Annotated in this window: 19 protein-coding genes; 17 read left to right on the top strand and 2 right to left on the bottom strand. The window is 69.9% G+C overall.

Annotated elements, in window-relative coordinates; all coding sequences use genetic code 11:
• The 17 genes from ASD84_RS20130 to ASD84_RS20210 all read left to right on the top strand — a co-directional run bounded on the left by ASD84_RS20130 (position 1) and on the right by ASD84_RS20210 (position 17355).
• Entirely contained in the window at positions 1 to 2436 is a 2436-nt protein-coding gene (locus ASD84_RS20130; RefSeq protein WP_156392232.1) for a hypothetical protein, read from the top strand.
• Between the two features lie 69 nt (positions 2437 to 2505).
• On the top strand, positions 2506 to 2943 hold the full coding sequence (locus ASD84_RS20135) for a phage tail protein (RefSeq protein ID WP_082574053.1): 438 nt from the start codon (positions 2506 to 2508) through the stop codon (positions 2941 to 2943).
• A gap of 10 nt (positions 2944 to 2953) precedes the next feature.
• Positions 2954 to 3739: a LysM peptidoglycan-binding domain-containing protein gene (locus tag ASD84_RS20140; protein ID WP_056714358.1), complete on the top strand. Its 786-nt coding sequence runs from the start codon at positions 2954 to 2956 to the stop codon at positions 3737 to 3739.
• Positions 3726 to 5516 (top strand): VgrG-related protein, encoded by a 1791-nt coding sequence (locus tag ASD84_RS20145; protein WP_056714361.1) that lies wholly within the window; start codon positions 3726 to 3728, stop codon positions 5514 to 5516. Before ASD84_RS20140 ends, ASD84_RS20145 begins: the two co-directional genes overlap by 14 nt.
• Entirely contained in the window at positions 5516 to 5803 is a 288-nt protein-coding gene (locus tag ASD84_RS20150) for a PAAR domain-containing protein (protein ID WP_056714364.1), read from the top strand. The genes ASD84_RS20145 and ASD84_RS20150 overlap by 1 nt, the downstream gene beginning before the upstream one ends.
• A gap of 2 nt (positions 5804 to 5805) precedes the next feature.
• Positions 5806 to 6213 carry a GPW/gp25 family protein gene (locus ASD84_RS20155; protein ID WP_056714367.1) on the top strand — a complete coding sequence of 136 codons (408 nt, stop codon included), beginning with the start codon at positions 5806 to 5808 and terminating at the stop codon, positions 6211 to 6213.
• Positions 6210 to 8162, top strand: coding sequence for a putative baseplate assembly protein (locus tag ASD84_RS20160; protein ID WP_056714370.1), 1953 nt, complete (start codon positions 6210 to 6212; stop codon positions 8160 to 8162). The genes ASD84_RS20155 and ASD84_RS20160 overlap by 4 nt, the downstream gene beginning before the upstream one ends.
• Complete coding sequence (locus ASD84_RS20165) at positions 8155 to 8733, top strand: phage tail protein I (protein ID WP_200954678.1); 579 nt, start codon at positions 8155 to 8157, stop codon at positions 8731 to 8733. The genes ASD84_RS20160 and ASD84_RS20165 overlap by 8 nt, the downstream gene beginning before the upstream one ends.
• Complete coding sequence (locus ASD84_RS20170; RefSeq protein ID WP_156392230.1) at positions 8730 to 10031, top strand: zinc ribbon domain-containing protein; 1302 nt, start codon at positions 8730 to 8732, stop codon at positions 10029 to 10031. The genes ASD84_RS20165 and ASD84_RS20170 overlap by 4 nt, the downstream gene beginning before the upstream one ends.
• Positions 10032 to 10272: 241 nt before the next feature.
• Positions 10273 to 11193, top strand: a complete 921-nt coding sequence (rpsB, locus tag ASD84_RS20175) for a 30S ribosomal protein S2 (protein WP_056714379.1) — start codon at positions 10273 to 10275, stop codon at positions 11191 to 11193.
• 97 nt (positions 11194 to 11290) lie between these two features.
• Positions 11291 to 12100 carry a translation elongation factor Ts gene (gene tsf, locus ASD84_RS20180; protein ID WP_056714381.1) on the top strand — a complete coding sequence of 270 codons (810 nt, stop codon included), beginning with the start codon at positions 11291 to 11293 and terminating at the stop codon, positions 12098 to 12100.
• A 178-nt stretch (positions 12101 to 12278) separates the two neighbouring features.
• A complete protein-coding gene (locus ASD84_RS20185; RefSeq protein WP_056714386.1) occupies positions 12279 to 13475 on the top strand; it encodes an SPFH domain-containing protein in 1197 nt (398 codons plus the stop codon).
• A gap of 1 nt (position 13476) precedes the next feature.
• Positions 13477 to 14742 carry a hypothetical protein gene (locus tag ASD84_RS20190; RefSeq protein WP_056714388.1) on the top strand — a complete coding sequence of 422 codons (1266 nt, stop codon included), beginning with the start codon at positions 13477 to 13479 and terminating at the stop codon, positions 14740 to 14742.
• Entirely contained in the window at positions 14739 to 15044 is a 306-nt protein-coding gene (locus ASD84_RS20195) for a hypothetical protein (protein WP_056714391.1), read from the top strand. Before ASD84_RS20190 ends, ASD84_RS20195 begins: the two co-directional genes overlap by 4 nt.
• 98 nt (positions 15045 to 15142) lie before the next feature.
• Positions 15143 to 15856, top strand: a complete 714-nt coding sequence (pyrH, locus tag ASD84_RS20200) for a UMP kinase (RefSeq protein WP_056714396.1) — start codon at positions 15143 to 15145, stop codon at positions 15854 to 15856.
• 39 nt (positions 15857 to 15895) lie between these two features.
• On the top strand, positions 15896 to 16450 hold the full coding sequence (gene frr / locus ASD84_RS20205; RefSeq protein WP_200954688.1) for a ribosome recycling factor: 555 nt from the start codon (positions 15896 to 15898) through the stop codon (positions 16448 to 16450).
• Between the two features lie 20 nt (positions 16451 to 16470).
• The gene (locus ASD84_RS20210) at positions 16471 to 17355 is read left to right on the top strand and encodes a phosphatidate cytidylyltransferase (RefSeq protein WP_056714401.1); all 885 of its coding nucleotides are present in this window, start codon (positions 16471 to 16473) and stop codon (positions 17353 to 17355) included.
• Here the strand turns inward: ASD84_RS20210 and ASD84_RS20215 are convergent.
• On the bottom strand, positions 17352 to 18470 hold the full coding sequence (locus tag ASD84_RS20215; protein WP_200954677.1) for an aminotransferase class V-fold PLP-dependent enzyme: 1119 nt from the start codon (positions 18468 to 18470) through the stop codon (positions 17352 to 17354). The two genes, ASD84_RS20210 and ASD84_RS20215, sit on opposite strands and share 4 nt — an antisense overlap.
• Positions 18467 to 19258 carry a tryptophan 2,3-dioxygenase gene (locus ASD84_RS20220; protein ID WP_056714405.1) on the bottom strand — a complete coding sequence of 264 codons (792 nt, stop codon included), beginning with the start codon at positions 19256 to 19258 and terminating at the stop codon, positions 18467 to 18469. The genes ASD84_RS20215 and ASD84_RS20220 overlap by 4 nt, the downstream gene beginning before the upstream one ends.
• Positions 19259 to 19261: the final 3 nt, after the last annotated feature.

The raw sequence follows: 19261 nt of genomic DNA on the forward strand, positions 1-19261 counted from the left end.
ATGGCCTGGTCATGGCCCTGGAGCCGGGACAAGGCTCCTCCGGAGTCGGCCGCCTCGGTGGCGCAGCCGCCAGCGACCCCTGCCCCCGCGGCCGCGCCCGCCCCCTCCCCGATGGGATGGGCCTTCCTGCCGCCCATCCAGCGCCAGCTCGCCGAGCCGATCCGGCCGCTGAGCCGCGGGTTCGAGCCGGGTGCCTGGGCCTCGCCGATGTTCACGGGCTCCATGACCCACGCGGTGGCGGATGGCGCTCCGCACGGACTGATCGACGGTGACGGCCGAGGACTGGGACTCCCCGTCCAGCGCACTGCCGCAGGACCCGAGCTCACGCTGCTCCCACCGCCCCGCCCGCGGGTCCAGCGCTCGATCCAGCGGGCCACCGACGAGGAGCTCGCGGAGCACGACGACGCGAGCTCCGAGACGCGCGAGCCGGAGGCCCGGTCGACCGGCGAATCCGCGACGGGCGACGGACCGGACGAGGGGGGAGCCGGCGGTGACGGTGGTACCGAGACGCCGCTGACGATCTCCCGCGCAGCCGAGAGCCGACTCCCCGTGGCGGTTCCCGAGCCGCCCCGGTCCCTCGTGCGCGCCAGCCCGGCCGGTCTGCCCTTCGTGCAGAGGTCCGCCGTCGCGGTGCCCGCGTCGACTCCCGGGCCATCCAGCGGGTCATCCAGTGAGTCGGCCAGCGGGTCATCCGCCACGCCTCCCGCGTCGTTGACCCCGGTGGCCCCGGACCGCCCCGCTGCGGACTCCCCGGTGTCCGCACGGCCGCCTGAAGTGACCGAGACGGGTCCGATCCTTCCGGACACCGCTGCCCTCGCGCCGGGATCGCCGGCCCCTGAGCCGCTGGGGGCCGCCGTCGCGCCCTCGCCCGTGCCGGGTGCGCCGGCCGGGTTGCCGGTGCAGCGGATGTCCTCCTCCGCTGCTGCGCCTGCCGCCGGTCGTGCCGTTGCGGGGGAGCGCCCGAGGCTCGGGTTCGGTCCGCCGCTGGAGCAGGTTCCCTCGACCGCCCAGAGTTCGCCCCCACCCGACGTGCCGGGGCCCGCGCTGCAGGCACAGCGCGCGGCCGCGGACGGATTCACCGAGGTCACGTTGCCGGGCGTCGCCGTCGCGGCGCCGAAGCAGCCACCGGCACCGGGCATGCCGCTCCAACGGGCGAGCAGCCCGGACGCGTCGCCAATGGCGGCGCCGGCGGTTCAGGACGAGTCGTCCCCTGCAGCAGCGGACGAGGCCGTCCATCCGGACGACTGCGCCGACCCCGGCCACGGCCATCCGGCCGCCGCGCTGCCAGCAGCCGCGATCGCAGGGCCACCGGACGTCGTACCGACGCTGCAAACGGTGGTGCCTGAACCTCCGGTCTCGCCCATGATGCGCGGCGAGGTCGCGCCCCTGAACGTCGGTGGCCTCAGCACGTCCATCCAGCGCTCGAGCGTGCTGCCGGGCCTGGGCCTGCCGGTGCAGAAGCTGTCGGTGCGCCCGGCAGGACTCCCGGCCGCACCTTCCTCCCGCGTGGTCCGGGTGCAGCGCGTACCGTCCTCGATGTCGTCCCAGGCGTCCTCCGCCGGGCCCTCCACCTCGCCGACCTCGACGCCCTTCTCCGCTCAGTCCCCGGGGCCGTCGGCTGCTGTCGGAACCGCGACTCCGCCGCCCACCCCGATGGGCGCCACCCACGCCGCCACGTCCCCGACGCCGACGTCGACACCGACGCCGATGGGAGTCACGACGTCGATCCCCGCCCTCCAGCGGAGTACGACGCCCGGTGCGCCGGCCTCGTCCTTGCCCGTCGTGGAGCCGGTCGGCCACGAGGGTCTGCTCGACGCAGGCGCCGCTGCGGTGGCCGTCGAGTACTCCGCCGTCCCGCTCGAGTCCGGGTCAGGAATGAGCCGGGCCGGATCAGGTTGGACCGGGCCCAGCACCGCCGGTTCGAGCCCGGCCGGTTTCATCGAGCTCGGCTCCAGTACTCCCGTCTCGAGTGACCTCGGCTCCGGCGTCGCCGTGTCGAACGACCTGGGTTCCGGTACCACCGGGTACGGCGGGTCGAACGGGGCCGGTCCGGCCTCGTTCGTCCAGCGATCGTCAGCCGGCGTGGCCAGCGCTCCGGCGCTCCGGGCGACAGGCGTTCCGAGCGCTCCGCCCCTGGTCCTCCCGCAACGAGCGAGCGCGGCGGAGGTCGAGGCGGTGGAGTCCGCGACGATCCAGCGAGCAGAGGCCCCGGAGGTGCCGGAGCCCGAGCCCGCACCGCCTCCCGCCGAGGCGGCGGATGCCGGGTCGCCGGCCGCAGCTCCGCCCGCTGCTGCCCCGCCGGCTGCCGGGGGGCAGCAGTCGCCCGAGCAGGCCGAGGCCATGGCCCGTCAGCTGTTCCCGTCGCTGTTGCGGATGCTGCGCGGCGAGCTGATCGTCGACAGGGAACGGCGGGGGGTCCGTACCGACCGGTGGTGAGTGCCTGCTGAGTGAACAGACGGACCGTGTCCTTGAGCGCGGTCGACCGGACGAAGGGAGCGGGGAGCGATGAGCCAGCTGCAGGACGTCGACACCGCTGTCAGCGTCAGCTACAAGGTGAAGATCGACGGCCGGGAGCTCGGCGACTTCACCAGCTGCGAGGGCCTGGGCGTCGAGGTCGTCCTGGAGAGCCGCGAAGAGGGTGGCAACAACGGTTTCGTCTGGCAGTTCCCGTCCCGGTTGAAGTACTCGAACGTGAAGCTCTCGCGCCCGCTTGGCAAGCAGACCGAGCAGATCACGAACTGGATCGGGGAGCTGGTGTCCGGCTACAAGCGCTACACCGCAACGATCGAGGCGCAGACGGCGAACGGCACGGTCGTGGCGAAGTGGTCGCTCAATGAAGTGATCCCGGTCCGCTGGACCGGGCCGCAGATGACGCCCGACCAGCCCAAGGTGTTGACCGAGACCCTCGAGATCGCCCACCACGGCTTCCTTCCGAGCGGCTGAGGAGCGCACGATGAGCAGTAGTCCGGTCGGATTCCAGGCTGCCGGTGCCGGAGGCGGCGGCGGAGCCAAGCTGGAGCAGGCCTACCTCCAGGTCTACGAGCCCTCGAAGGACGGGTCGCTCGCTGCCCCCGGGCCGAAGCTGGAACCGATCAAGTTCCAGTTCAACCCGAAGGAGCTGTCGTTGCAGAAGACGGCCAACTGGAAGCGGGAGGAGGCCAAGGGCAACAAGTCCGCCTCGCCGCCCGAGTTCAAGGGGGCCCAGCCCTCGAAGCTGACCCTCGAGCTGTTCCTGGACTGCAAGGGGGAGCACGACACGACCGTGGTGCAGACCGTGGAGAAGCTCTTCATGCTCACGGTGCCGCTCGAGAAGACCCTCACCTCCAAGAAGCCCTCACCGCCGTGGGTGGTCTTCCGCTGGGGTTCGCTGACCGGCTTCCTCGGCTACGTCAGCCAGGTCCAGGCGAAGTACACACTGTTCACCAGCGGCGGCGTGCCGATCCGGGCGACCTGCACGGTCACCCTGGAGGAGCTCTCCGGCGGGCCGCCGAAACAGAACCCCACGTCGGGCGGGCTCGTGCCGCACCGGGTGCACCAGGTGGTCGAGGGTGACTCGCTGCCGGCGATCGCGTATGCCGAGTACGGCAAGCCGTCGTTGTGGCGGCCGATCGCCGAGCTCAACCGGATCGACGACCCGGCCCGGATCCGTCCGGGCACCGAGCTGTTGCTCCCTGCCCTGGAGGAGATCGAGAGCGAGTCCCGACCTCGCAGGAAGGCCTTGGGGCATGGCGCACGGTGAAGAGTTCAGCAACACCCTGCTGGTGAAGGTGGACGGCACCCCACTGCCTGCCGACATCGCAGTCGCGATGGTCGCGGGATTCATCGACGAGAGCACCCGGGTCCCCGACCTGTTCGTGCTGCGCTTCCGCGACCCGGACGGCACGGTGCTGGCCAAGGGAAAGTTCGCCATCGGCGCGAAGGTCGAGCTGACCCTGCAGAACACCGCGCCCGGCGGCCCGGAGCCGTTGCACGTGGGTGAGGTCACCGCACTCGAGGTGGAGATCGGCGAGGGCGGCCTGCACACGGTGGTGCGGGGCCTCGATGTCGCCCATCGGCTCTACCGAGGGACCCGCGTGGCGGCGTACGTCAACATGACGGCCTCCGACATCGTGAAGAAGGTGGCTGGGCGTGCGGGCGTGCAGGTGAAGGTCGAGGCCACGAGCGCGGCGCTCGATCACGTCACGCAGGCTGGTGAGTGCGACTGGGACTTCCTGGCCCGCCTCGCCACCGAGCACGACCGGCTGCTCACGGTGAGCGCCGGGAAGCTCCTCTTCATCAAGCGTCCGGTGGCAGGAGAGGCCCCGTCCGGGACCGACGCCCGCTCCGAGGCGCTCGTGCTGCAGCAGGGCGTCAACCTCGTCGAGCTGCGCGCCACCATCACGGCGTCGGGCCAGGTCAAGGAGGTGCAGGTGCGGGGCTGGGACCCGAAGGCCAAGGTGGCCGTGATCTCCAACAAGCCGTGCGTGACGCAGAGCGCCCAGCCCGAAGGCGGCATGACCCCGGTCAAGATCGCGTCGACCTTCGCCAGCCCGTCGTACGTCGTCGGCGACGTACGCGTTTCCGACAACCTGGTGGCCGCGTCGTCGGCCACCTCCCTCGCCGACCACGTCGCCGGCGGCTTCGCCGAGGTCGAGGGGATCGCGAAGGGAAACCCCGCGCTCCGAGCGGGATCGGCGGTCAAGCTGGCTGGCGTCGGCGACCCCTTCGTCGGCCGCTACGTGCTGACCTCGACGCGCCACGACTTCCGCCCCGCGACCGGGTACCGGACGCACTTCACCGCGAGCAACACGTCGGAGCGTTCCCTCTACGGCAGCGTGCAGGACTCACCGGCGAGCGATCCGCGCATCGTGGGCGTCGTACCCGCCATCGTGACGAACGCTCAGGACCCGGACAAGCAGGGTCGGGTCAAGGTGAAGATTCCCTGGCTCTCCGACGACTACGAGTCAGGTTGGTGCCGGACGGTCCACGCGGGCGCCGGTCCCAAGCGCGGACTTGTCGTGCTGCCCGAGGTCAACGACGAGGTGCTGATCTCGTTCGCCCACGGGGACCTGGGGCATCCGTACGTCCTCGGCGGGGTCTTCAACGGCAAGGACCTGCCGAAGCAGCCCTGGTCCGACCACGTCGATGCCGGCAACGGTGCGATCGTCAACCGAGCGTGGGTCTCGCGGACCGGCATGCAGATCCTCTTCCTCGAGAAGGCCGGCGCGGAGAGCCTGGAGATCAGCACGAACAACGGCAAGCAGAAAGTGCTTCTCGAGCAGACCACACAGGGCATCAAGATCATCACGGACGGCCCCACCGACCTCACGGCCAAGGGCGCCGTCACCGTGAAGTCGAATGCAGACGTCAAGGTCGAGGGCATGAAGATCGAGATCACCGGCAAGGCCGGCGTGAAGATCAAGGGCGCGACGGTCGACATCGAGGCCGACGGGCCGGTCAAGGTCAAGGGTGCCATGGCGAGCGTCGACGCCTCGGGCCCGTTGACGCTCGCCGGTGCGATCGTGAAGATCAACTGATGCCGACGCCGGCCGCACGCGTGGGCGACCTGACTCCCCACCCGGGTGTGATCACGGGGCCGGGCGTTGCCACGGTGCTGATCGGAAACCTGCCGGCAGCCACGGTGGGCGACCTGCACACCTGTTCCTTTCCGCCTCCGGCGGGACCGCATCCGCCGTCGCCCATCGTCAAGGGGTCCGCGACGGTCCTGATCGGTGGCAAGCCAGCGGCTCGGGTGGGCGACCTCACCGGGTGCGGAGCGCCGATCCTGCCGCCGGGTTGTCCGACCGTGCTGATCGGGGGCTGACGATGGGTTCGGAGTTCGTCGGTTCCGGCTGGTCCTTCCCGTTGCGGACCGATCCCACTGGCCGGGTCGCCCTCGTCAGCGGGCGCCGGGAGATCGAGGAGAGCATCCGGCTCATCCTGATGACCGCTCCGGGCGAGCGCCCGATGCGACCCGAGTTCGGGTGCGCCGTCCACGACTACGTGTTCGCCCCGGCCGACGCCGCGACGGCCGGCGACATCGCCTACGCCGTGCGGGTCTCGCTCAACCGCTGGGAGCCGCGGGTGGACGTCGAGGACGTCGCCGTGCGCTTCGACGCCGTCGACCAGGGCGTCCTGTACATCGACATCTCCTACTCGCTGCGCGGCGAGAACGATCCGCGCAACCTGGTCTTCCCCTTCTACGTCATTCCGCCCCACGAGGAGGACGCATGACCCTTCCGGTCCCGAATCTCGACGACCGCCGGTTCCAGGACCTCGTCGACGACGCCAAGCGCATGGTCCAGCAGCGCTGCCCGGAATGGACCGACCACAACGTGTCGGACCCCGGAGTGACGCTGATCGAGACCTTCGCGTTCATGACCGACGAGCTGCTCTACCGGCTCAACCGCGTCCCGGACAGGCTCTACATCACCTTCCTCGACCTCCTCGGCGTCACCCTGCACCCGCCGACCCCGGCCCGGGTCGAGGTCACGGCCTGGCTCGCGGCAGCCGCGGAGGAGACCACGGTGCTCCCGACCGGCTCGGAGGTCGCGACGCTCCGCACGCCCCAGCAGGAAGCGGTCGTCTTCGCGACGTCGCAGACGCTCACGATGCCGCCGCGCTCGCTCGCGCACGTGATGACCCACAACGCCGGCGGCGAACCCGAACGCCGTGACGACGAGCTCAGCCTGGGGACCGAGTTCCGCTGCTTCACCGAGCAACCTGCGTACGAGGACGTCCTCTACGTCGGCCTCGACGACGCGGCACCGTCCTGTGCCATCGGCGTCCGGATGACCTGCCACCTCCAGGGCGTGGGCGTCGATCCCACGCGGCCGCCGCTGGTGTGGGAGGCCTGGGACGGCAAGGCCTGGACGGCCTGCGACGTCGACCGCGACACGACGGGTGGTCTGAACCGGCCGGGCGACGTGATCCTGCACGTCCCCGACTCCCACGTCGCGTCGGTGGTGTCGCAGGTGCGCGCCGGCTGGTTGCGGTGCCGCGTCGTGGCGCCGGGGGAGGGCTACCCGTTCTACAGCGCCTCGCCCACGATCACGGAGATGTCGGCGTACACCATCGGCGGGACCGTCGCGGCCACTCACTCCGAGACGTTCACCGACGAGATCCTCGGACTGTCCGAGGGGGTGCCGGGGCAGGTGTTCAAGCTGGTGCGCGGACCGCTCGTCGCCGACGGCGACCCGTTCGTGGTCGAGGTCGCGTCCGGGGCGGGCTGGGACCAGTGGGAGGAGGTCGCCTCCTTCGCCGACTCGGGTCCCGACGACGCCGTGGTGAGGGTGGACCGCGCGACCGGAGAGGTGCAGTTCGGTCCCGCCGTTCGCGAAGCGGCCGGAACCATGCGTCAGTACGGCGGCGTTCCCCCGAAGGGCGCGCCGATGCGCGTGCCGTCGTACCGGATCGGGGGTGGTCCGTCCGGCAACCTTGCGGCCGGCGCAATCAAGATCCTGCGGTCCACGGTGCCCGGCATCGACCGTGTCGAGAACCGTCGCGCTGCGGTCGGTGGTGTCGCGGCCGAGACCGTCGACGAGGCGAAGCTCCGCGGCCCGCTCGCCCTGCGCACCCGCGATCGCGCTGTCACCTGCGAGGACTACGAGCAGCTCGCGAAGGCGGCCGCACCGCAGGTCGCCCGCGTGAAGGCGGTGCCTGCGGGGCCGGGCGGCGAGGAGAGCGGTGTCCGGGTGCTGCTGGTGCCGGCCGCCTCGGCCGACGCCGAGGGGAGCCTGCGCTTCGAAGACCTCGTGCCGACGGCGGCGACCCTCCAGACCGTCACGTCGTTCATCGACCCGCGTCGCACCGTGGGCGCCCGCGTCGTGGTCGAGCCGCCGTTCTACCAGGGCGTCACCGTCGTCGCGACGCTCGTCGCGCGGGCCCGGACTGCCTCTGCGGAGCTGGAGAAGTCGTCGCGGATCGCGCTCAACCGGTACTTCGACCCGCTGACCGGAGGCATCGACGGGAAGGGATGGCCGTTCGGTCGGCCGGTCCAGGCGGGCGAGGTCTACGCCGTGCTCCAGCAGGTCTCCGGCACCGAGCTGGTCGAAGAGGTGCTGCTGTTCGCCGCGGACCCGATCACGGGCAAGCGCGGCGAGCCGGTGCAGCGCATCGACCTCGACCGCTTTGCGCTGGTCTTCTCCTACGACCACCGGGTCCGGGTGATCCGGGGTGGCTGAGCCGACCGCGACGAGTCACCGGGGCATGGTGCCCGGTCTGATCTCCCCGGCGCCGCTGGCCCAGCGGCTGCCCGGGGTGCTCCAGGACGACGACTTCCTGGTGCGTTTCGTGGGTGCCTTCGACGACGCGTACGCACCGATCCACGCGACGCTCGACTCGTTGGCCGCGTACTTCGACCCGCAGCTGTCACCGGCGGACTTCCTCGGCTGGCTGGCCATGTGGGTCGGTGTCGAGCTCGACGACGCGTGGTCGACGGCCGACCGGCGCCGGATCATCACCGACGCGGCGCGGCTGCACCGGCAGCGGGGGACCGTCGCCGGCATCCAGGCCGCGCTCGAGCAGGCCCTCGGTGCCGACGTGAGCGTCAGCGACACCGGTGCGTGCGACTGGTCGCAGAAGCCCGGCGCCGATCCCGGCGGCTCCGGTCCCCCCGCAGTCACGGTCACGGTGACCGTCCCCGATCCGGCCGCCGTCGACGTACGACGGGTCGAGGCGCTGCTCGAGGACGTGTGTCCCGCACACGTGACCCGGCAGTACAAGGTCGTTGCTGCAGGAGGAGCGAAGAAATGAGCCAGGCATGTCCGGTGTGCACCGCTGGTCTCGACGAGGGCGAGCGGTTCTGCGGTGAATGTGGCGCGTACGTCGACTGGTCCGACAACGCCCACGAGGAGCACGCCCCTGTTGCCGTCGAGCCCGATCCCGTGCCGGCCCCGGTCCCGGACCGCGGTCGGGTGCCGTCGACTCCGCCCCCGTCCGGCCCGCCGACTGGTCTGCCGACCGGCCCGCCGCCGTCGGGACCGCCCCCGACGTCCGGGCCGCCGTCGCGTCCCGTGGCTCCGGTCGTGGTGCCGAAGGTGTCGACGGCCGAGCGGCCCGACGAAGCACCGGCAGCCGCTGCCGTCGTACCGCCTCCGCCGCCGCCCTCCAAGCCCGGCGCGGAGTGGAAGCCCCCGCCGCCGCGCGACGCCCTCCAGGCGATGGTCGTCCCCGTCACGGAGAAACAGGCCGGACGCCAGCCCGGCGCACAACAGCCCGCGCCCCAGAAGCCCGGCACGCCGCTCGCCAAGCCCAAGCGGCCGCGGCCGCCGGTCGACGACCCGATCCAGCAGGGCGACCTGGTCTGCGGCAACTGCGGGATCGGCAACAAACCGACCCGGAAGTTCTGCCGCCGCTGCGGCACCACGCTCGCCGAGGCCGTGGTCGCCAAGCTGTCGTGGTGGCGGCGTTGGCGCAACAAGCGGCGCCTCCGCAAGGTCAAGCACGCGGGCGCCCGTCCGCGCGCCGCGCGCACGGGTCGCTTCCAGCTGCGCTTCCCGACGAGGCTGCTCACGATGCTGTTGATCCTGGGTGCGTTGAGCATTGGTGGCTACGCCTTCCGCGACGTCCTCGGCGGCATCTACGGCACGGCTCGCGACCGGATCGCCGGGACCGAGGAGGTCAACCCCACGGCGATCGAGGCGTCGAGCAGCCAGCGAGGCCACGGCCCCGAAGAAGCCCGCGACGGGGTGTCCAACGAGTACTGGGCGCCTGCCAAGGCCGGTGACGGCCGGGGCGAGAAGCTCAACCTCGAGTTCGAGGACCCGATCCGGCTGGTCTACGTCATCATCACGCCGGGGATCACCGCCGTGGACGAGGAGCTGTTCCTCACCCAGGGCCGCCCGAAGGAGATCAACGCGGTCGTGAAGCGCAGCGACGGCACGACCGAGATCAAGGAATTCAGGTTCGAGGACAAGCTCGGTCCGGCCAAGTTCAGCGTGGGCGTGAGCGACGTCGTCGACATCACCTTCGAGATTCGCTCCGCCTACCAGGGCACTGCGGCGGGCAGTCACACCGCGATCGCGGAAGTGGAGTTCCAGGCCCGCAAGTGAGGGTGCGGGTGGTGCCGCAGCTGGGGGCCGTCTCGCGATTGGCTCGCGGGGCGGCGGAGGTCGTAGGCTGACCTCTACCGGTCCGTCCTGGACCGGAATTCGCACGTCCGCAGACCACGACGGGGCCATCGCAACTCATGGCCCCGACCGCCCGTGGGTGACTTGCCTTCAGTCCTGGGAAACCAGGTCAGGTGAGCGCGCAGGCGTCAGGACCAACTGAAAACCACACAGGAGATCAATTATGGCTGTCGTGACCATGCGCCAGCTCCTTGAGAGCGGCGTCCACTTCGGACACCAGACCCGTCGTTGGAACCCGAAGATGAAGCGATTCATCCTCACGGACCGCAACGGCATCTACATCATCGACCTGCAGCAGTCGCTGGCCTACATCGACCGCAGCTACGCCTTCATCAAGGAGACCGTGGCCAAGGGCGGGACGATCATGTTCATCGGCACCAAGAAGCAGGCGCAGGAGTCGATCGCCGAGCAGGCGACCCGCGTCGGCATGCCGTACGTCAACCAGCGCTGGCTCGGTGGCATGCTCACCAACTTCCAGACCATGAGCCAGCGGATCAACCGGCTCAAGGAGCTCGACGACGTCGACTTCGACACCGTCGCCGGTTCGGGTCGCACCAAGAAGGAGCTCCTTCAGATGCGCCGCGAGCACGTCAAGCTCGAGCGCACCCTGGGTGGCATCCGCGAGATGACCCGGACCCCGTCCGCGGTCTGGATCGTCGACACCAACAAGGAGCACCTCGCGGTCGAGGAAGCCCGCAAGCTGCGGATCCCGATCATCGCGATCCTCGACTCCAACTGCGACCCCGACCTGGTCGACTTCCCGATCCCGGGCAACGACGACGCCATCCGCGCGGTCGGCCTGCTGACCCGCGTGATCGCCGACGCCGTCGCCGAGGGCCTCATCTCCCGCTCGGGTGCCGGTTCTGCTGCGGCCCCGACCGCCCAGGAGCCCCTGGCCGAGTGGGAGCGCGAGCTCCTCGAGGGTGACGCTGCCGAGACCCCGGCCGCTGACGCGCCGGCTGCCGAGGCGCCCGCCGCCGAGGCCGAGGTTGTCGAGGCGCCCGCCGCCGAGGCCGAGGTTGTCGAGGCGCCCGCCGCCGAGGCCGCCGAAGCTCCTGCTGCCGACGCCCCGGCCGAGGCCTGAGCCTCACCAACTCGACATCGAGGGGAAGCGTGACGCTGCGCAATGATCTGGCGTCGCGCTTCCCCTCACCCACGATCTGATCCGAGGGAGGATCCCCATGGCTTTCACTGCTGCTGACGTCAAGAAGCTCCGTGAGCTCACCAGCGCCGGGATGATGGACTGCAAGAAGGCGCTCGACGAGACCGACGGCGACTTCGACAAGGCCGTCGAGCTGCTCCGCGTGAAGGGTGCCGCCAAGGCAGCCGCACGTGGCGCCGAGCGCGAGGCCTCCGCCGGCCTGGTCGCCAACGCTGGTGGCGCGCTCATCGAGCTGAAGTCGGAGACCGACTTCGTCGCCAAGAACGAGGACTTCATCGCTGCCGCCCAGCAGATCGCCGAGGCGATCAACGCGGGCAAGGCCACCGACACGGAGTCCGCCAAGGCGCTGCCGCTCGGTGACAGCACCGTCGGCCAGGTGGTCGAGGGCCTCGCCATCACCATCGGCGAGAAGATCGAGCTCGGCAACGTCGCGTACTTCGACGGCCCGGTCGCGGTCTACCTGCACAAGCGCTCGGCCGACCTGCCGCCCGCCGTCGGCGTCATGGTCGCCTACGAAGGCGACGAGACTGCTGCTCGCGGTGCCGCGATGCAGGTTGCTGCGCTCAAGGCGCAGTACCTCACTCGCGACGAGGTCCCGGCCGACATCGTCGCCGCCGAGAAGGACGTCCTCACCAAGAAGACGATCGAGGAGGGCAAGCCCGAGGCTGCCGTCGCGAAGATCGTCGAAGGCCGCATCGGCGGCTTCTTCAAGGAGATCGTCCTGCTCGAGCAGGAGTCCGTCTCGGAGTCGAAGAAGTCCGTGAAGGCCGTCCTCGACGCCTCCGGCACCACCGTGTCGCGGTTCGCCCGCTTCGAGGTCGGCGCCTGACGCAGAACCACCCGAACGGCCGGTTCCCACGCAACGTGGGGACCGGCCGTTCGTCCTTTTGTTGAGCGGACGTTTACTGCTGGCGGTAGGTTTGCGGTCGCCGGCAGCGGACATCAGTCGGTGACGTGCGTTCGCACTTTCGCGAGCGTCTTTTCGTTCTGGTGGAGGAGATCTTCAGGTGGGACTCATTCAGGCCGCGATCGGCGCGATCGGCGGCACGCTCGGTGACCAGTGGCTCGACTTCTACGGCGTCCCGGACGGCGTGACCTCGACCGTGGCGGTCTTTCCCGCCGTACCCAAGGGCGAGAACGCCGGCCGCGGCAGCAACACCCGCGGATCCGAGGGCGTGATCACCAACGGCTCGAAGATCATCGTGCCGGAGGGCTACGGCCTGGTCCTGCTCGAGGACGGCGCCTTCACCGGCTTCGCCGCCGAGCCGGGCGCGTACATCTGGAATTCCGACGAGCCGGCCTCGCAGTCGGTGTTCTCAGGCGGTGGCCTCGTCGACTCCGTCATCAAGCAGAGCTGGGAGCGGTTCAAGTTCGGCGGTCGCCCCTCCACGCAGCAGTCCGCGGTGTTCGTGACGCTCAAGGAGCTGCCGAACAACAAGTTCGGGACCCAGTCGGAGATCTACTGGGACGACGCCTTCCTCAACACGCAGGTCGGTGCGATCACCCGGGGCACCTACACCCTCAAGATCACCGACCCGCTCACCTTCATCCGCAACTTCGTCCCGGCGGAGATCATCGGCGGTCGTGCGACCTTCGACTTCACCGACATCGACAACCCCGCGGGCGAGCAGCTCTTCAACGAGGTCGTCGGCTCGCTGGCGCCGGCGTTCTCGATGTACACCAACGACCCCGCCAAGGGGAACCGGATCGCGCGCCTCCAGCAGGACTCGATCGGGTTCGCCCAGTCACTGTCGGCGGCCGTCGAGCAGAACTACCAGTGGAAGACCGACCGCGGCCTCGAGATCGTCAAGACGGCGATCATCTCGATCGAGTACGACGCCAACACGCGCGAGCTGCTCAAGAACGTCCAGCGAGCCGACGCCTTGTCGGGATCCCGAGGCAACTCGAACCTGCAGGCGTCCGTCGCCGCAGGGATGGAGGCAGCGGGGGAGAACGCGGGACCGGGTGGCCTGATCGGGATGGGCATGGCCGCTGGCGGCGCGGGTCTCGGCGGCCTGCAGCAGCCGGTGGCGCCCCCGGCGCCGGCCGCCCCCGCAGCTCCGGCGGCGGCGCCGGCCGCCCCCGCAGCGCCGGCCGCGGATGACCCGATGGTCGTGCTCAAGCGTGCCAAGGAGATGCTCGACGCCGGCCTGATCACCCAGGCCGACTACGACGCGGCAAAGGCGAAGGCACTCGGGCTCTGACATGGCGGAGCAGTCAGGGGAGTCAGGGGATCCTCAGCAGCCCACCTTCGACGGGCCGCCCCTGTCGCTGGAGGAGGAGCTCGCCGCGGCCAAGGCTGAGCCGGAGTCCAAGCCGAGCATCGCGACGGTCAACGAGTCCCTCAAGGACGGTCTCAACAGGTGCCCGAAGTGCGGGTCCACCGACGTGCAGCTGCGTGGGTCGACGGGCAACCTGATCTGCCTCTTCTGCCGCAACGAGTGGCACGAGGCCCGGGTCGAGGAGGAGTTCGGCCTCGGTGTGGGCATCGACGAGCTCCAGGGCACGGTCATCGCGAGTGGCGCGGAGGCGATCCAGGCCGACGCCGCCGACATGCTCACGTTCAAGTGTGAGTCCTGTGGCGCCGAGGTGGTCGTCGACACCGCCCACTCCCTCAATGCCCGGTGCCACTGGTGCAGGCACACGCTCAACGTCAACCAGCAGATCCCCAACGGAGCCGTGCCCGACGCCGTACTCCCGTTCAAGCTGACGAAGGAGGAGGCCGTCGAGAAGATCCGCGGCTTCGCATCCAAGCGGCGGCTCTTCGCACACGCCCGGTTCAAGAAGGAGTTCGTGCCTGAGAACGTGCTCGGCGTCTACCTCCCGTACCTCGTCATCGACGCCCGGGCCGACTCCAAGTACTGGGGCAGGGGTGAGGTCCAGACCCGTCGCTGGACGGAGAAGCACGGCGACAACACGGTCACCTACTACGCCGCGGACGTCTACCAGGTGGCGCGGCAGGTGAGCTTCACCGTCGACGACCTGACCGTCGAGGGATCCTCCGAGCGTGCCGACTTCGGGAGCGACAAGACCAACAACATCGTCAACGCGGTCCTGCCGTTCGACACCAAGAACGCCGTCAAGTGGAACGCCAACTACCTCGTCGGGTTCACCAGCGAGAAGCGCGACCGCAACGTGGAGGCGATGGGGCCGGTCCTGGAGGACCAGCTGCTCTCGATCGGCCGATCCCAGGTGAGCGGCTCGCTGGGGAGGTTCGACCGCGGGGTGCGGTGGGAGCAGGAACAGGTCGACGTCGGCGGATCACGCTGGGTGTCGATGTACCTCCCCGTGTGGCTGTACTCCTACCAGCAGGAGAGCAACGGCGTGCTCCACTACATCGCGGTCAACGCCCGCACGGGCGAGACGATGGGGAGCATCCCGGTCTCGCAGCCGAAGCTGCTCCTCGCGGCATTCACGGTCGGCACCTTCCTCGAAGGCATCGCCGGCACGATCCTGGTGGCGACAGCATGATTCTCGACCTGGCAGTGGGCCTGGCCCACGTCGTACCGGGCCTGGTGCAGGCCTCGAGCGACGACGGCGCGGTGTGGTTGCTCGCCGCGGGACCCGCGGGAGGCGTGGCGACGTACTGGGCGATCTATCGCTACTACCGCAACAACGACAAGTCCCACGAGTTCGAGCGCGACACGATCATTGCCGCCCAGCCGGTGCAGGGCGGGGAGGAGAAGGTCGACCACATCTCCAAGACGCGCTCCAAGAACATCGACGGCGACAACGGCGGGACGTTCCGAGCGCGGGTGCAGCGGGTTCGTTGATCGCCCGCGCTGACTGGGGGACCACGGGCACGGTAACCTCGGCACCGCTCCCTGCACGTGCCACAGCATGACGTGGCGATCAACAAGGAAGGACCCAGGTGACCGGCTACAAGCGAGTCCTCCTCAAGCTCTCCGGTGAGGTTTTCGGCGGTGGCAAGGTCGGGGTCGATCCCGATGTCGTCCAGGCGATCGCCCACGAGATCAAGGCGGTCGTCGACGCAGGCGTCCAGATCGCCATCGTCACCGGCGGCGGCAACTTCTTCCGCGGGGCCGAGCTCCAGCAGCGCGGCATGGACCGCGTCCGCGCCGACTACATGGGCATGCTCGGCATCGTCATGAACTGTCTCGCGCTCCAGGACTTCCTGGAGAAGGCGGGCGTCGAGACGCGGGTGCAGACCGCGATCACGATGGGTCAGGTCGCCGAGCCGTACATCCCGCGCCGTGCCATACGGCACATGGAGAAGGGCCGCGTCGTGATCTTCGGCGCCGGCATGGGCATGCCCTACTTCTCGACCGACACCGTGGCCGTCCAGCGCGCGCTCGAGAGCAAGTGCGACGTCGTGCTGGTTGCCAAGAACGGTGTCGACGGGGTCTACTCCGCGGACCCGAAGGTCGACCCGACGGCGACGAAGTACGACGAGCTCACCTATGACGTGGCCATCGCAGAAGGCCTGCGGATCATGGACCAGACCGCTTTCGCCCTCTGTGGCGAGAACAAGCTCCCGATGATCGTCTTCGGCATGGAGCCGGAAGGCAACATCCTGCGCGTCGTGCAGGGTGAGAAGATCGGCACCCGGGTCAGCGCAGGATGACGCGCGAGATGATGCGCAAATGACGAAGGAGAACCGGTGATCAACGACACCCTCAACGAGGCCGACCACAAGATGGGCAAGTCGGTCGACGCGACCCGCGAGGAGTTCGCGGCGATCCGTGCCGGACGTGCGCACCCGAGCATGTTCTCGAAGATCACGGTCGACTACTACGGCTCGCCGACCCCGCTGCAGCAGCTGGCGTCCTTCACTGCGCCCGAGGCCCGCATCATCATCGTCGCGCCGTTCGACGTCGGCGCGATCGGCAACGTCGAGCGCGCGATCCGTGACTCCGACCTGGGCGTGAACCCGTCCAGCGACGGCAAGCAGCTGCGCTGCGTCTTCCCCGAGCTGACCGAGGAGCGCCGCAAGGAGTTCATCAAGCTCGCCAAGGAGAAGGCGGAGGGCGGCAAGGTCGCCGTCCGCCAGGTGCGCCAGAAGGCGAAGCAGAACCTCGAGAAGCTCGAGAAGGACGGCGAGGTCGGCAAGGACGACGTCAGCGGCGCGGAGAAGAAGCTCGACGGCCTGACCAAGAAGCACACCGAGGCGATCGACGAGCTGTTCAAGTCCAAGGAAGCCGAGCTGCTCGAGGTCTGAGACCTCGACCTCGCGCCGACATGACCTCGACAACGCCGTCGACGGACCCTGCCCCGAAGAAGGACCACGGCCGGGCTGGCCGTGACCTGAAGGCCGCGGTGACCTCCGCCCTGGTGCTGTTGAGCGCCATTGCGGCGTCGCTGGCCTTCTGGAAGCCCGCCTTCATGGTGATCGTGGCGATCGCCGTGGTCGTCGCGGTGTGGGAGCTGCGCAAGGGCCTGCTCGCCAAGGACATCGACCTGCCTGAGCAGCCGTTGATGATCGGTGGCGTGACGATGGTGGTCGTCGCCTACGTCTGGGGCTCCGCCGCCCTGGTCACCGCGACCGCCGTGAGCGCGCTCGCGATCATGCTGTGGCTGCTGCGGCGCGGTATCGACGGCTACGTCAAGAACGCCACCGCTTCGGTGTTCGCGCTGATCTACGTGCCCTTCCTCGGCTCGTTCGTCGCCCTGATGCTGGCCGAGGGTGGGCGCACGGGAGGCGGCTTCGACAACCCGGGCGTCAAGGGCATCATCACCTTCATCGGGGTGACGATCGCCTCCGACATTGGCGGCTACATCGCCGGCGTCCTGTTCGGCAAGCACCCCATGGCGCCGGTGATCTCTCCCAAGAAGTCCTGGGAGGGCTTCGTCGGGTCGCTGCTGGCCACCGTGGGTGCGGGCTGGGCGCTGGTCGTCTACCTGCTCGACGGCGACTGGTGGGTCGGCGTCTGCCTGGGCCTGATCGCGGTCGTGATGGCCACCCTCGGCGACCTTTGTGAGTCGGTCATCAAGCGCGACCTTGGGATCAAGGACATGAGCCAGGTGATCCCGGGCCACGGCGGCCTGATGGATCGCCTCGACTCGTTGCTGGCCACGATCGCCCCGGTCTGGCTGTTGCTGCACTACGGCGTCTTCACCCGCTAGCCTCTCCGGGCCCGGACGACCTCCCCGAGGGTGGCCATCGCGGTGGTCAGCTGGTCGTCCGTGAGGTACGGCGCCGGCCCGAACCGCAGGTGCTGTCCCCGGCTGTCGGTCCGGACGCCGCGCTCGGCGAGCGCCGCCTGCAGGCTGGCCGCCTGCGACGAGAACAGGGTGAGGAACCCGCCGAAGCCGTGCGCCGGGGTCTCCCGGTCGCGGGTGACGACGTCGTCGGGCAGGTCGAGGTCGTCGAACGCGCCGGCGAGCAGTCCACGCTGGTGCAGCGAGATCTCGCGCAGTCGAGGGGGAGTGAGCCCCTGCTCGGCGAAGAAGTCGAGCACCCGGCTCGCGCGGTAGTGGCTGGTGGGGTCGTAGGTCGCCCCGGCGAGGTGGTCGCCGCCCTCGGCGTACCACCCGGTGACGACGGGGCGCAGGCCAGAGGCATGCGCAGGGACGCGGAGGAAGCAGTTGCCCTCGCCGAGCTGGAGGTACTTGTAGCCGCCCCCGACGATCCAGGCGTCGGTCAGGCCGGCCTCTGTCAGGGACAGCGGGACGACGCCGAGCTGGTGATAGGCGTCCACGAGGAGCTCGGCGCCGTGGCGGGCACACGCCTGCGCCACCGCGGCCAGCTCGGGTACGACCCGCGAGGTCTCGAACATGACCGACGAGACCACGACAGCGGCCGTCCGACCATCGACCTCGGCGGCGAGCCGTTCGGCCAGGGTCTCGACGGGTTCGACCGCCACCTTGACCACCTGCAGGCCGGCCTCGGCAAGTCGGTCCAGCTGTCGCCGAGCGGAGTGGAACTCGCCGTCGGTCGTGACCAGCCGCGGCCGCGCTCGGAGGTCGAGGGCGGAGAGGAGCCGCACGAGGAGCTCGTGGGTGCTGGCGCCGAGGGCGACCTCGCCCTGCGGGTCGTCGAGCAGCTGGCGGACCCCCTCGCGCAGACGGTCGGCCCGCTGCTGTGCCCGGTCCCACTTCTGTCCGACGGCCAGGGCTGCGTCGTCCCAGGCCTCCAGGACGGCGTTGCGGGCGACGTCCGGCCAGGCCTGGTGGCTGTGGCCGGTCAGGAGCAGGCGGTCGGCGACCCGGAACCGGGTGTAGTGCCCGGCCAGGTTCACATCTCGCTCCGGATCGCCCACAGGTCGGGGAACAGCTGGTGGGTGACGGTGCTCCAGAGGTACGTCGCGCCCGACGAGCCGCCCGTGCCCATCTTGGCGCCGATGGTCCGCTCCACCATCTTGACGTGGCGGTAGCGCCACTCCTGGAGTCCCTCGTCGAGGTCGACGAGCCGCTCGGCGACCTGGGCGGAGCCGCCGTCCTCCGCGTAGGCAGCCAGGAGCAGGGTCTGGACCTCGGGGGACGGCTCCCACGGGGTGGACAGGTCGCGGTCGAGCGCGACCGGCGGGACGTCGTACCCCTGGGTGACGAGGTAGCGCAGGTAGGAGTCGAACACCGAAGGGCGCGACATCGCGGTGGCGATCCGCTCGCGGCCGGCGCTGCCCTCCGGGTAGTGCTCGAACACGCGGCGGTCCCGGCGGCCCAGGGTCGCCTCGAGCTCGCGGAACTGCTCGGACTGGAACCCGCTCGATGCGTCGAGCCGGCCGCGGAAGCTGGTGAACTGACGCGGCGTCATGGTCTCGAGGACGTCGACCTGCGCGACCGCCACCTTGAGGATCGCGAGCACTCGCCCGAGCGTGTGGAGCGCGCGAGGCGTGTCCCCGTCCTCCAGGCGGCGCTGGAGACCGGTGAGCTCGTGCAGCATCTGCTTGAACCACAGCTCGTAGACCTGGTGGATCACGATGAACAGGAGCTCGTCGTGCTCGTCGGATCGCGGCCGCTGGGCGGCGAGGACCTCGTCGAGGGCGAGATAGTGGCTGTACGTCAGCGACGGGTGCGGTTCGTTCACGGG

The organism is Nocardioides sp. Root682, from assembly GCF_001427795.1.
GTDB lineage: Bacteria > Actinomycetota > Actinomycetes > Propionibacteriales > Nocardioidaceae > Nocardioides.

Excerpts from the sequence above, each read along its gene's own strand:
- ASD84_RS20130 (WP_156392232.1), top strand. The coding sequence starts at position 1 with ATGGCCTGGTCATGGCCCTGGAGCCGGGACAAGGCTCCTCCGGAGTCG.
- ASD84_RS20135 (WP_082574053.1), top strand. The coding sequence starts at position 2,506 with ATGAGCCAGCTGCAGGACGTCGACACCGCTGTCAGCGTCAGCTACAAG.
- ASD84_RS20140 (WP_056714358.1), top strand. The coding sequence starts at position 2,954 with ATGAGCAGTAGTCCGGTCGGATTCCAGGCTGCCGGTGCCGGAGGCGGC.
- ASD84_RS20145 (WP_056714361.1), top strand. The coding sequence starts at position 3,726 with ATGGCGCACGGTGAAGAGTTCAGCAACACCCTGCTGGTGAAGGTGGAC.
- ASD84_RS20150 (WP_056714364.1), top strand. The coding sequence starts at position 5,516 with ATGCCGACGCCGGCCGCACGCGTGGGCGACCTGACTCCCCACCCGGGT.
- ASD84_RS20155 (WP_056714367.1), top strand. The coding sequence starts at position 5,806 with ATGGGTTCGGAGTTCGTCGGTTCCGGCTGGTCCTTCCCGTTGCGGACC.
- ASD84_RS20160 (WP_056714370.1), top strand. The coding sequence starts at position 6,210 with ATGACCCTTCCGGTCCCGAATCTCGACGACCGCCGGTTCCAGGACCTC.
- ASD84_RS20170 (WP_156392230.1), top strand. The coding sequence starts at position 8,730 with ATGAGCCAGGCATGTCCGGTGTGCACCGCTGGTCTCGACGAGGGCGAG.
- rpsB (WP_056714379.1), top strand. The coding sequence starts at position 10,273 with ATGGCTGTCGTGACCATGCGCCAGCTCCTTGAGAGCGGCGTCCACTTC.
- tsf (WP_056714381.1), top strand. The coding sequence starts at position 11,291 with ATGGCTTTCACTGCTGCTGACGTCAAGAAGCTCCGTGAGCTCACCAGC.
- ASD84_RS20190 (WP_056714388.1), top strand. The coding sequence starts at position 13,477 with ATGGCGGAGCAGTCAGGGGAGTCAGGGGATCCTCAGCAGCCCACCTTC.
- ASD84_RS20195 (WP_056714391.1), top strand. The coding sequence starts at position 14,739 with ATGATTCTCGACCTGGCAGTGGGCCTGGCCCACGTCGTACCGGGCCTG.
- ASD84_RS20210 (WP_056714401.1), top strand. The coding sequence starts at position 16,471 with ATGACCTCGACAACGCCGTCGACGGACCCTGCCCCGAAGAAGGACCAC.